We start from the raw sequence: 14,017 nt of genomic DNA on the forward strand, positions 1-14,017 counted from the left end.
TCATTTTCCTAACTTTGCATCATGTGGAAGAATAACATATTAGAAACGATTGGTGATACACCATTAGTAAAATTAAATCGCATTGTAAAAGATATTCCTGCAACTGTTTTAGCGAAGGTGGAAACATTTAATCCGGGCAATAGCATTAAAGATCGCATGGCTTTACGCATGATTGAGGATGCAGAAAAATCAGGCGCATTAAAACCGGGCGGAACAATTATAGAAGGCACAAGCGGCAATACAGGAATGGGTTTGGCAATTGCTGCAATCATTAAAGGATACAAATGTATTTTCACAACAACAGATAAACAGAGCAAAGAAAAAGCAGATGCATTGCGGGCATTTGGTGCTGAAGTTATTGTGTGTCCCACGGATGTGGATCCAGAAGATTCACGTTCTTATTATTCTGTTTCTTCCAGATTAATTAATGAAGTGCCCAACTCATGGAAGCCAAATCAATATGATAATTTATCAAACTCAAAAGCACATTATGAATCAACAGCTCCTGAAATCTGGAAACAGACTGATAGAAAAATTACACATTTTGTTGCGGGTGTCGGAACCGGTGGAACAATATGCGGTGTTGGAAAATTTTTGAAAGAAAAAAATTCTGCAATACAAGTTTTAGGAATTGATACGTACGGTAGTATTTATAAAAAAATGAAAGAGACAGGTGTGTTGGATAAAAATGAAATTTATCCTTACGTAACTGAAGGTATTGGTGAAGATTTTTTACCTGCGAATGTAGATTTTAGTTTAATTGATTATTTCGAAAAAGTTACTGATAAAGATGCAGCGGTTATGACGCAACGCATCACAAAAGAAGAAGGAATTTTTGCTGGGAATTCTTCCGGGGCTGCATTGCAAGGCATAATACAAATGGCAGACAGATTTAAAAAAGGTGATATCGTAGTTGTGGTGTTTGTAGATCATGGTACTCGTTATCTCGGTAAAATGTTTAACAACGATTGGATGCTGAAAATGGGTTATTTCGATCGCCATGGATTAACTGCAAAAGAACTTGCTTCTACTGTGTTGAATTCTGAATTAAAAACTTTATCGGTAAATCAAACAGTACAGGAAGCAATTGTATTGATGCAACAATTTGATTACTCGCAAATTCCGGTTTCGGACAATGGAAGAATTGTAGGCTCAGTAAATGAAAAACATTTGTTTGAACAAGTAGTACAAAATCCGGATATATGCAAAGCTGATTTGCGCAGTGCAATGCGTTCTGCTTTTCCATTTGTTGATATTTCAACACCCTTGGAGTCATTATCAAAAATGATAAATGCAGATAATGAAGCAGTGTTGGTGAAAGATTTTAAATTGGATAAAACATATATCATCACCCGCCACGATATTTTAAATGCATTGAGCAAAGGATAAGATGCAGTTCACTGATCAACTGGGAAGAACAATTGTTATAGAAAATTTTCCGGAGAGAATCATTTCATTAGTTCCATCGCAAACTGAATTACTTTGTGATTTAGGATTAAAGGAAAATCTTGTTGGTATCACAAAATTTTGTGTTCATCCCATCGGACTAACAAAAAAAAAACAATTGTTGGCGGAACAAAAAATCTGCGGATGTCAGTAATTGAAAATCTGCAACCCGATTTAATTATTGCCAACAAGGAAGAAAATGTAAAAGAGCAAATAGAAACACTTGCAAAAAAAATTCCTGTTTGGATTAGTGATGTAAATAATTTTGAAGATGCATTGCAAATGATAACTGCAATTGGAGAAATAACCAATACAAAAAGAAAAGCAAAATCCATTATTGAAAATATAGAAAAAGAAAAACTACTGTTTACATCAGAAATAAATTTAAAAAATAAAAGTGCATTATACCTGATTTGGAAAGATCCTTTTATGTCAGTTGGCAACGATACTTTTATTCATGATATGTTGCAACAAGCAGGATATAAAAATGCAGTTGGTGATTTAAATCGCTATCCGAAATTAACTGTTGAAGAAATACAAACATTGCAACCGGAAATAATCATGCTTTCATCAGAGCCCTATCCATTTAAAGAAAAACATTTAGAAGAAATTCAAGCAATTGTTCCCAATACAAAAATCATTATAGTAGATGGCGAAATGTTTTCATGGTATGGTAGCCGTTTGCAATACTGCTGGAAATATTTTACTTCACTGAATACTTGACCCTCTCCTTACTCTCCCTTAAAAAGATTACCTACCGAAGGCAGGGAGAGCGATAATTCATCTTTCTTTTGAAGTTTTTATATCAAATTGATATTTATTTCTTCTTATCTAAAGTAGAACATTTGTTTTTCATTAAACCAATCATTTGATAGAATCACTGCACAAACGTCCTCCCTGTTTGAGGGAGGATAAGAGGTGGGTCAAAACATAAATAAGCAGACCTCAAATAAAACGTTCTACAAAATATTTTACCGAACTGCCACCACCGGTTTCACTTTATACATCCTATACCAGAAAAATATCCCTGCACATAAACTCAAAAACCAAAGAATTACTTCTATCCAAATCGGATCGGAATTATATCCAAACAGTCCTTTAAAAAATACACCAACACGTCCTTTATCATGCAGTAGATGAATATACTTTTCTCCATCCTGCTTATACCAAAAAGTGTTTGGATTATCTTCTGCAGTTTTCGATTTGAAAATATCATACACCTTATTTTCTTTTTCTTCAGCGCCCGGATTTTGTATGGCTTCTCTTGCTTCAACATACTCATGCATTTCATGTGTGCCATAAGCAATCATTCCTGCTGCAAAAAATACGAGCAGTAATGAAGTAATACTAAAAAATTTGCGGAGATCTAATTTCTTTCCTTGTATTACAATAATATAACCTATTAATACGGCGAGAATAATACCGCCAAAAAATCCGCTATATGAAAATTCCTGATCAATACTTGTACTCGCAACAAGAAATAAAGCAGTTTCAAATCCTTCTCTCAGAATTGCAAAAAACACCAAAAAGAATACACCCCATTTTCCCGTTTCCATTGCAGCATTTGCCTGATCAGAAATTTGCTTTTTGCTCATCAGGTTTTTACTCATCCAGAATATCACATAAAATAAAAGTGCGGCAGTGATGTACATAAACACACCCTCTAATAATGCTTGCAGGCCTGTATCGCCAACACTTTGCATTGCTCTATGCAGACCAACACCCAAAATGGCGGACGCAATTAAAGAAAGAAAAACGCTAAGCCATAACATCTTTTTCTGCTCCGTTAAATTTTTTTTATCTAACACCGTATAAATAATCCCAACTATAAGTGAAGCTTCCAAACATTCACGCAGTGTAATAATAAATTCATTCATTGCTTTTCATTTTTCAAAATTATGATTGTGCAAACTTAGGCCACCGGCAATAAAATCAACCATTTACAGCATGTATCTATGTCGTTTACGCATCAAATACCATGTAATAGGTATTCAATACTGCAATACATTTTCTCAATTGCATATCGTTACTTTGCACATAAATTATTTATCCGTTGAGCGAACAAAACAGTAAGTATTTATATCCCTCGCCTTTGCATTAGTGCTTGCATTTGGTGTATTTCTGGGAACACGCATTGCGCCGGCTTCTTCCGGCAAGCCTACTCAAATTGAAAGTAGAAATACATACACCAAGATCGACAGCATTCTGCAGTTTATTGATAAGCGCTATGTAGATTCTATAAATGCCGATTCATTAGTGCATGTTCTTATCAATAATTTTTTAAATAAACAGGAAACAATTGATTCATTGTTTAAAATGTTGGATCCACATTCCAATTATATTCCTGCAAAAGAATTACAATCTTTTAATGAAGACCTTCAAGGAAATTTCGATGGCATCGGAATCGAGTTTAATATCATTAACGATACTATTTATGTAGTGGCTGCATTAGCCGGCGGACCCAGTGAAAAATTAGGAATATTATCCGGCGATAAAATTGTTGCCATCAACGATTCCATAGTTGCAGGAAATGGTATTACCAATGAAAGTGTTGTGCGTATGTTACGTGGAAAAAAAGGCACACAAGTAAACGTAAAAATTTATCGCAAAGGCGAACCCGATTTACTCGCATTTGAAATTACCCGTGATAAAATTCCTGTGAATAGTGTGGACGTTTCCTATATGGTAACTCCGGAAATCGGTTATATCCGCATCAATAAATTTGGAAAAGAAACACCTTATGAATTTGCCGAAGGCATCGAAAAATTAAAGAAGGCCGGAATGAAAAAATTAATTATGGACTTGCGTGGAAATCCCGGCGGATATCTTACAGGTGCAGTTGATTTAGCCGATCAATTATTGCCAGGCAAAAAACTTATTGTATATACCGACGGTCGTTCTGTTGGTCGCAGCGATTATTTTTCCAGTAAAATCGGCGCCTTTGAAACCGGCGATCTTGCCGTATTAATTAACGAAGGTTCAGCCTCCGCCAGCGAAATTCTTTCCGGCGCATTACAGGATAATAAAAGAGCAACTATTATCGGTCATCGTTCTTTCGGCAAGGGCCTGGTGCAGGAAGTATATACCCTCCCCGATAATTCTGCCATTCGCTTAACCATTGCCAGATATTATACACCCAACGGCAAAAGCATTCAGCGTTCCTATGCCGGTGGTGTAGATGCATATTACGATCAGTATGTAAGTATATTAATGAATGGCGGCGAACTGCCCGATAGTTTAAAAAATAATCCCGATATGGACTGGGGCATACATCCCGACATTCAAGTGCCGGTGGATACCTCTGCCGAAGCCGTTTATTTTAATCGTTTATACAATCGTGGTTTTATAAATCAGTTTGCATATTCCTATTACAGCGACCACACCGCAAAATTTTCTGCTTATAAAAATGTAACTGAATTTAATCAGAACTTTCAGGTGGACGATGAAATGTTTAAACTATTTATTGCCTTCGCCGACAGTCGTGATTCCACATTTCGAGTAACCGAAGAAAAAGCATTACCCGTTCGCAATAAAATTGACATCGCCATAAAAGCATTTCTCGCCCGGCAAAAATGGGGCAACGATGGCTTCTTCCCCATCATGAACGAAATTGATATGGACTTTCAGGAAGCATTAAAGTTTTTAACTACTGAGGGGAGTAAATAAGAAAAATAATTAGGAGCTATTTCCCGCTATCCACTGCAAGTCCTCGCCCTTCGGGACTGCGGGCTTTCCGTTACTATCGGAGCTAGAAAAATATTTCGTATTAGCAGGGTTATAGCTTCAAATAAAAAGTAAAATAAATTTTTGTTTGGAAATTAAAACAGAATCTATTGTTGTTAGGAAACTTTTAATCAATCCGAGTTACGAATCAACTACTTCAGATATAACTCATTACTTTGTATATCAAGAACAAGATGGCAATTCATTAAAGCAATCTAATATACAAAAAATACCAATATACCATAATTAAACCCACCTTGTTTTCCCCACTTATAAAGTTTATTTCCACAAAAAATAAGGTGGTGTTTATTATTACAAATACTAATAATTTATATGTATACAAATCAAAATAAAGCCTACTATGAATATTTCTCATTATGAACAGTGTTGTGTAAAAAAGATCCGTAGCTTATTGACAATCATTATGGTATCTTAGAGAATTGAAAAACCCCGACAGACCGGGGCTCAATAAATTGTTCTAAACAAGATAAGCTGAGTAGTATTATTAAGTTAAAACGCCTGCCTGATATGCAGGAGTAATAGGTGCAAATCCTATCTCAGTTTTCTTTTTCTTTCAAAGAAGAAACCAAAACTAAAATAAAAATCAATTAAATTTCACAACAAATTATTAACATAATATGCCTAATCCATACATCACAAGGCATTCGACTTGTAAAAAAAACTATCCACAATCTTCCCTCTCCTTTTTAGGGTATCCGCACAGTCTTCCGAAATAGACTTTGCCGCCAATAAATAATCCCGGCATAACCAAAAAATAGTTCCTTCCCGCCATTTCCACTCCTTATGCAAGTTTTCTTTTTGAAATATCAGGTTGTTCCTGACAATTTAACTATAAAATATAATTCATCAATCTCAATGATATAACATTAATTTATCTTTCGTATCATTATAGTCAGAGTTATCCTGACATTGCTACTATGAAAATTAAATACATATCAACCCAATCAAACCAACTTCTATCCTATTTTAACGGACACAATAAGCGTTGCTTTAACTTTAACGAAGCTTTCAAATCATTCTCTGATTCTAAGGAAAGTACACTTCGGGAACTACTCAGCGACATGGACAAAGCGTGGATTACTGATGAGAATGAAAGACGGAATTTATTACATCATACCTTATGAAGCAAAATGCAGAAACGTTAATACCCGACTGGCATTTGATAGAGGAACATTTAGTTAATGATGCGAAACATTACATCGGATATTTTTCCGCTTTGCAAATTCACCACCTCATAACACAACCTTCATTCAAAAAGCAAATATCCCATGTGGTATTTCAAATGAAAAATATTTAATTAACATTACAAATGTAAATACAAATTTATGGCAACCACAAATACAACAAAACAAGAATTTCCAAACCACATCTCCGGCAAAATCAGTCTAAAAGACACAGGAGCAGGTATACCAAATCTGCTAGTAATTATTTATGATTTAGACCCGGGTGCTAAGCCCGAAGAATTTATTAACAGCCTTTCTGTCGATTTTCCAAAGGCTAAAGCCATAATAAAAGAAGGTGAAATGCCCAAGAATACTTTAGGCTTTTTGGGTGACAGGTTAGGTTCAGTACTTACCACCGCAGATGGCACATTTGAGCTTAACTATGAAAACAAGGAGTTTCAGGTGTTAACCGAAACCGAAAAACGTCCTGATTTATTTTTAATGGTATTAGCGCCTGAAGAAGCGGGTCGGTCTTTTGCGAATACGATATTATATTATTCGTCTGAGATACGACAAAATGCAGGAAGAAATGAAAATTACTTTATTCAGTTAACTGACAAAACATTTATCGAGAAAAACATTGAAATACCCAAAACCAATTCAAAACCAGACCCGACAAATGTAATTGAGAATTTTAAAGCTCTTGAATCATTTAATAATGCGTTTAATGCTGAATTACTGGTACATGAGAAAGAAAAAGTGACACAAAAAAAAGCCAAGCTAGTTAAATCAAAAAAAGTGTTCAGGCAGATTTTTGCACCTAAGCCTGTGCCTAATGATGGCAGCTTTGTAACCTTTGTGGAAGAAGAAGAAAGAGTTGCAGATAAATTGAATGGACATATGGGCAACCAAATGATCAAAAAAAACAATGCTATCCAAAATCATATTAATGAAAACAAGGGAATTGAGGTAAGTTTCGTATTGAACCCTGCTAACATTATAGCTTTGGGATTGGAAACATCGAGTGAAACAAATAAGTTGTTTAATGATATACAAACCACAGAACCTTTAAAAAGCTTATTGCACAAAATGAACGCAGCGGGTTCTAACAATTTAATTTTAACCAGCACTAATCCTATTATAAAAAAGTCTCTCATAAAAAGTGATGACACCGTTTGTGCAGCAAAAAAGTTAGATATTGGTAATGAAAATAATCCATTAGATACTAAAGAACAAATTCCCTTCTCTAGCCTGCCAGAAGCTGCTAAAACATATATAATAGGCAATCACGGAGGGGAATTAAATGTTTTTATAGTTTTTAAATATATTTCAACAGAAAATATAATTCGTTTTGAAACCAAATTGCTCGATAATACCTTGCTGCGCTTTGATGCTTATGGCGATAATGCAAATGTAATTAGCAACACCCCGTTAACCACAGCAGAAATTGCAGGATACGTAAAAAAGACAATAAGTGATGTTCGTTCCTTAAAAGAATTAACCGATTCAAAAGGCAAGGCAGACCAAAATGCTATAAATGAAAATGTAAATAATTTCAACCTTAAAAAAGGCCCTGCTGAACAGGCTTCATTTTTCGATTTTCATGTGTTGAACATAGCATTCGGTCACATCTGGCAACAAATAATAGATGATACTCCTGCACAACTGGCAGCAGAGCTAAAAGAAATTGCGACCAAACGTGGAAATGATTTACCTGATGGTATTAAATCTGTAACAGCAGTACTGAGTGCTTTTAACTTTATGAAAAAAGCGTTTAGTAATCCTCCACAGGAGGTTATAAGTAATTTTGATATTACTTATGAAGAGTGGAATGCAATGGAATTAGAGGCTCAGAATAAATTAAAAAATATATGCATAGCGATTAACAAAGCAAATGCAGGATTAATATTTCTCCCAGAAGAAACTCACATCGGTAACTTCGGCTGGAGTAATATTTTGTCCACTACTACTGCTGATGGATACAAAAGAGTATCAACCCAAGTAGCCCAGCAATATATCCAAGAACTAAAAGCACAAGGCGATTTGCTAATTGACTACATGCGTAATAGCAGCAGTAGGGCATTTCATAAAATTTTAACTGACCTGGATAAATCGCTAAAATCAAACTACGCATTTAATATTTTTGGCGCTGACGACAGTGCAAAGGCTATCAACTTTGGCTTATTGAATACCTACAGGCAAAAATGGGAACCTGTTGCATATCAAGTAGGCAATTTGATAAAATCTATTCCCTTAGCCCCAAAAGAAGAAAAAAAATATTCTCTAAAAACCACTTTCAACAGAAAAAGAACTGAAAAAGAAGCTAAAAAAAATAACACTTCACTTACGCAGGAACAAAATACTACTTCAAGAGCTGAGGAGGAAATTGTTGCTAAGGCAAATAACAAATCAGACTTTAAATTAGGAGCAGAAGGCAGTTATGGTAGTGTTAAAGTCACTTCTTCATTAGGCCTTGAAGCTGCAAAAGAATCATCTCAAAACAAAAAAGACTTTAGAGAATCAGTTTTGAAAGCTACACAGGATTTTAAAGAAGAAAGAAGTGTGGAGATTAATACCGAAGAATCCTACGGCTCTGAATACACAGAATCGGGAACTATTTTAAATCCTAATGATGAATTGGCAGTAACTTATCTTTTTTATGAATTACAAAAACGGTTTAAAGTTTCGGAACAATTATACCGTGTAATGCCGGTTGTTTTAGTTGCACAGGATGTGCCGGCACCTGACGAGATAACAGAAGCATGGATAATTGCAAACGACTGGATTTTAAACCGGGTTTTATTAGATGACAGTTTCCGGCCTGCATTGCAATATATAGCGCAAAAAAATGTAGGGGATGATTTTTCGATTAGAGAATATCGGAGAAACCTGCGTACACAGCGCCAGTTGGTTGAAACACTAAAAAGAGAATTAGCCTCATTAAACCATGATGCTGATGGCCGCTATCGATCCTTAGAAAGAGCCATTGCAACAAGAATAAGGGCACAGGAAAACGAAGAGACCGATAGCTGGTGGGATAACTTTAAAGAAACTTTTTCAGGAGATGCAGCAGAAAATCCGGAAGCTGCGAAAGCAAGAGAAATGGCAGCCCGTGATGCTCAAGCCTATGCGGCAGATAAAGCGCAAAAAACCGGACTCAATTTGCAAAGTGAAATAAACGCATTGCAAAGCATGACGGCCGATTATAATAAAGCCTTACGTGACCATCTCGACAAAAAAACAATGGTAGAACGTTTACTGTTGCACATTAAAAACAATATCATTCACTACATGCAGTCCATTTGGGCTATGGAGCCGCCAGATCAACGTTATATGCGACTGCTTAATGTAGAAATACCTCAGTTCGAAATGGAATCAATGGATTGTGAAATACTGCAAAAACCGGAAAAAGACCTTTTTCAACAATTTAGAGCGGATGGCGAAACGCTACATAAAGCTTGGATAAAACCTGTAATAAAACAATCGGCTAATTCTAAAACACTAGTGGAAGTAGCAGACTTAGATTCTATCATTGGTTTTAAAGGAAACTACATTGCCTTCCCAATGAAGAAGCACAATGCTTTAACAGAGATTATGGCTATGCCTTATGTTGATGCAACCTTTGGCGCAATGGATCCCGACCAGTTAAGCAATATTAGCCTCGAAGATTATTCACGTTATGTGTGTGCCCTTAGGCAAGAATTAACCGAAGATGAATTTAACGCTTTAAAAGATACCTTAAAAGAATGGCTTGAAATGCTTTTAGCCGACCCACTGCGTAATGGCGATGAAATTATTGTGCCTACCAGCTCGCTTTATATAGAAATGCTGGTATCAGCTAATAGCTTGCTAGAAGACTTTAAACTAAAACACCGTGAATGGGATGTGTACAAAGTACAGCAGGAAGTACAAATGGCAGCTTTGGAGAACCTACGTATGGCGCAACGCATTTTAGATAAAAAACTGGAAGACCCTAAGATTGATAAGAGTGTTGTTATTAACGGATTAACTACAGGCATGAACGTTACCACAGAATAAAATTAAAACGGGATCACATGGAAGATAGTAACCCTGATTACAACCGCGGCAATAATGGGGTAACAGAAGAAAGCCGCTGTGTAAAAAAGGAAGATTCTTTGTACTCACAGCAAACCGGTGATGATATGACGGGGCCGGCGTCACCATTGGATTTGTTTATATTGCGGGGAACTTCAGCAAGTTCAAGGCTTACTTCAACACCTCATTTTGGTTATTCTTCGACAGGAGTAACACCTGTTCCACTATTTGTTCCACCGCCACCGCCCCAGGATGAGAAGTTACACTCAACGCTCCGAAAAGAAAGTGACAAAATATACAAGAAAAATAAGGAATGGTGGAATATGCTTCGCCTTGATAAATTCAATCCATTTGAACCACTGGATCCAGTTGTGTTACCAAATTCTTATGCAAACAGGGTAATGCTTACACAACGATATTTCAATGAAAGTGGAGTTTCAGAAAATCTTTTTCTTGAAACCCAAAAAATCGAGGAAGATGGTATTTTTGGAATTAGTTCAATGGCCTGTCTCTTTGTGATTTGGCAATTATATCATAACAAACATGATTACATTATTGAAACTCTGAAAAAAGCCCAAGCTAGATATAAGATATTATCCTGTATAAAAGAACTGGATAAAAGAATAAAAGTGACTAAAACTGATGATGAAAAATTATTGATTGATCTAGAAAAATATGTGTTTGCATCGCTTTACAAACCAGAAGCATTAGTTAAGTGGTATTTCGATTCTGATATAGAAGCGATAGCTGCATTTTTGATCCAAAATCACCGGATTGCAATTACAGACCCCAATAATGAATGGGGATTTTTAGATGAAACCAGTCTTAAAGAAAGTGACGAAAGCGATGAATTGAATACAGCTATTGCTATTTCAAAAAGCATCAATGGTATTTTTGCAGTGTTCGCAAAGCACGAAGACGATGCTGTGAACATGCAAAAGAATCTCAGTTTTAATGAGAAAGTTCAGGTCTTAAGAATATTGTATGCCAATAAGCCTATTAAAACGTATGGAATATTTTATGAGGTAGAGCGGCCATATTTTCATCCCATTGATCTTGATGGAATCAATCCGAAAAAAAACTACAAAGAACTTTCGTTAAGGTTCCTATTAAAAAACCCTGATTATGTTGATAAAATAGAACCAGTTTTGAAAATAGTTTTTCCTAAAACAAGAGCAGTTCTGGGTGCAAAGAAAAAAACAAGGATACAGTCATTTAAAAATACTGCATTGGGTCTGTTCTACTATCTACCTGTATTTGGAGCAAAAGAATTCACAGCGGCAAAAAAATATATTTCTGATATTGTTATTGAACAGGAAGCTAAATCACAGGCTGCAATGCAGCTTTTTGCCCAAATACAGAGTGAGAGTAAAAGAAGATTAAAAGAACCTGCGGATATTGACAACCCTGAAGTGTTAATTGATATGCTTACCTGGCCGTTAGGTCCACAGACTACAAACTCTGTAAAACTGCTTACTCTTTACAAAAAATCTGAAGACACTTTTTTTCTTATCGTAAAATTTGATAAAGGGGAAGCTTTTGTTTTGACTAATCGCCAGATAAATGAAAGCAGGGCAATTGCTTTTGTAAATGATAAACTACCGCTTAGAATGGGATCATTTAAGCCTCCGGATAATATTCAAAGAATCGATACCCAGGAATTTGCTGTTAAGAAAAGAAGTGACGGCTCTATGGAAATAAGTTATCCAAGAAGTGATTATCCTTTAAAATACCCTCTGCTTAGTTGTGACACTTTTGATCCGGTAAAAGTCCAGATTGGCTTACTCGACCCTGATGCAAGTACTGCAACTCAATTTGTGAGAGATACTTTTACATCTAGGAACTGGTCGGTACAGTCAATATGGTGCCTTGGTGCCGTTCTGGACGAAGTCGCAAAAGAAGTAAAAGATAGTGTCAGAACTGCACAAGGAATGCAGGGTCTTGATTTGGTCATTACAACTGTTACTGCAATTTTTACTTTGTACTCTCCTTTAAAAGCTAGTGCCGCAACAGGAACAATTCAACTGGCATCGGGAATAACCATCTCTTTAACACGAAAACTAATCACTAATTTATTCTGGTTTGCTGTTTCAGAGGGAATTGCCCAAAAAATAATGGATTTTGATGCCAGAATCAATTCGGATAAAGTAAACTATACAGATGATGAGCGAAAAACATGGAACACTTTTAAGTTTGGTCTATTGATTTTTGGCGGAACGATGATTATCAGGCAGGCGTGGAAAGGGTTAAAAGCAATGGGATCAACAGCCTTTAAAAATGCTTTTCTTGAAGTAGAGGAATTGATAAAAGCGGAAAGTAAAACTTTAAAGTCTGCAACAGTATTAGGAAAAGCTACTGAACGATTATACAAGATCACGGAAGGTATAAAAGATTTTAAAGCTTATGCAAAAGATGTAATGGATCTTAGCTCTGTTACACTAAGAGACCTGGCTGATAATCAAATCGCATTGCTAAAAACTTTGCCTGATTGGGCATTGAACTTTATCAAAGGAATGAGCGATGAATTGGTGCGGTTGTTGTTTGGATGTAAATCACCTTGTAAAGTTGATTTGCCTTATATTAAAAAATCGCTTGGAGAAAAAGTACTTGAGTTATTTAATATTAAAAAAATAAAAGGAATACTGCCAGCCGAAATTACCCTTATAAATAATACGTTTATTACTTCGATTGATCGTTTGATAAAACATGCTATTGTTTATGCTAAGAATATAGATACAATAAAAGGCTTTATTACTGAAGAATTATTCTTTTATTCGGCTGCTTATAAAAGAATTTTAGCCGAAACAGTAGAAAGAGCTATCAAAATGAAGTTTGATCCGTCAGAAATACTACTCATAAAAGATATAAGAGGAATGGCTCCAAAACTAAAAACTGCCGGAGCATTGGGACAGCTGACTGATGGTGCCCTTGTAGTAATAAGAAAAGGTAAACTATATGTTTTGGCTGTCTTTGAATCAAAATCAAAAAGTAATTATAAAGAGCTTGTTCAAAAAAGAGGTGAAACTACTGGACAACTTATGGCTGATTTCGAACGTTTTAAATTGGAAGGAGAAAGCGTAACTTTTACTACAAAAAAAATTGATCCAGTAACTCTTATGGAAATAGAAGAGATTCATATTTTTAAATCTGAAGACGTTGTGATTAGCTATAAAAAACCAACTGCTTGGGTCGGGATCATTCCTCCCAAAATATTAAATATAAAAACGAAAACAGAACTACTAACAAAAGCAAAGGAATTATTCAAAGATTTTGAATTGGTCGAAGGCGAAGTAAGAGATGAGATAATCAAAAATCTTGCTAAGTCAATGGTTGATATTATTTCTGACTTAAACCTTGATAAAATTGTTACCAACAAATAAAATATTTCGTTTATGACAGGCAGCAACAATATTAATATCCTCATTCATCACTTTCCGTCGCCGCAGAGTTACCCGAAGGGAACTCTGCGAGCCATATACACCATTACTATTTTATTCCCCTATCGGTTGGTGGCTCACCGACCGATTAAAATATAAATAAGAAAAATTTTTAGGAGCTATTTCCAGATATTCACTTCAAGTTTTCGCCTTTCTGGTAGTGACAACCGT

Annotated in this window: 5 protein-coding genes, 1 tRNA gene and 1 pseudogene; 6 read left to right on the top strand and 1 reads right to left on the bottom strand. The window is 35.6% G+C overall.

What is annotated here, in order from left to right; genetic code table 11:
- The first annotated feature begins 21 nt into the window (after window positions 1-21).
- Both IPN31_02490 and IPN31_02495 read left to right on the top strand, forming a co-directional pair.
- Window positions 22-1,389 carry a pyridoxal-phosphate dependent enzyme gene (locus tag IPN31_02490; GenBank protein MBK8680776.1) on the top strand — a complete coding sequence of 456 codons (1,368 nt, stop codon included), beginning with the start codon at window positions 22-24 and terminating at the stop codon, window positions 1,387-1,389.
- A gap of 1 nt (window position 1,390) precedes the next feature.
- A pseudogene (locus tag IPN31_02495) lies at window positions 1,391-2,169 on the top strand (ABC transporter substrate-binding protein).
- A gap of 248 nt (window positions 2,170-2,417) precedes the next feature.
- Here the strand turns inward: IPN31_02495 and IPN31_02500 are convergent.
- The gene (locus IPN31_02500) at window positions 2,418-3,323 is read right to left on the bottom strand and encodes an FTR1 family protein (protein MBK8680777.1); all 906 of its coding nucleotides are present in this window, start codon (window positions 3,321-3,323) and stop codon (window positions 2,418-2,420) included.
- 223 nt (window positions 3,324-3,546) lie between these two features.
- Here IPN31_02500 and IPN31_02505 point away from each other — a divergent pair, with 223 nt between their 5' ends.
- The 4 genes from IPN31_02505 (at window position 3,547) to IPN31_02520 (ending at window position 13,789) form a co-directional block, all read left to right on the top strand.
- Window positions 3,547-5,112 (top strand): S41 family peptidase, encoded by a 1,566-nt coding sequence (locus IPN31_02505; protein MBK8680778.1) that lies wholly within the window; start codon window positions 3,547-3,549, stop codon window positions 5,110-5,112.
- 547 nt (window positions 5,113-5,659) lie between these two features.
- Window positions 5,660-5,733: transfer RNA gene (locus tag IPN31_02510), tRNA-Ile, on the top strand.
- A 782-nt stretch (window positions 5,734-6,515) separates the two neighbouring features.
- Window positions 6,516-10,391: a hypothetical protein gene (locus IPN31_02515; protein MBK8680779.1), complete on the top strand. Its 3,876-nt coding sequence runs from the start codon at window positions 6,516-6,518 to the stop codon at window positions 10,389-10,391.
- A gap of 17 nt (window positions 10,392-10,408) precedes the next feature.
- Window positions 10,409-13,789, top strand: a complete 3,381-nt coding sequence (locus IPN31_02520) for a hypothetical protein (protein ID MBK8680780.1) — start codon at window positions 10,409-10,411, stop codon at window positions 13,787-13,789.
- Window positions 13,790-14,017 lie beyond the last annotated feature (228 nt).

The sequence above is a fragment of the Bacteroidota bacterium genome, assembly GCA_016715425.1.
GTDB lineage: Bacteria > Bacteroidota > Bacteroidia > Chitinophagales > BACL12 > JADKAC01.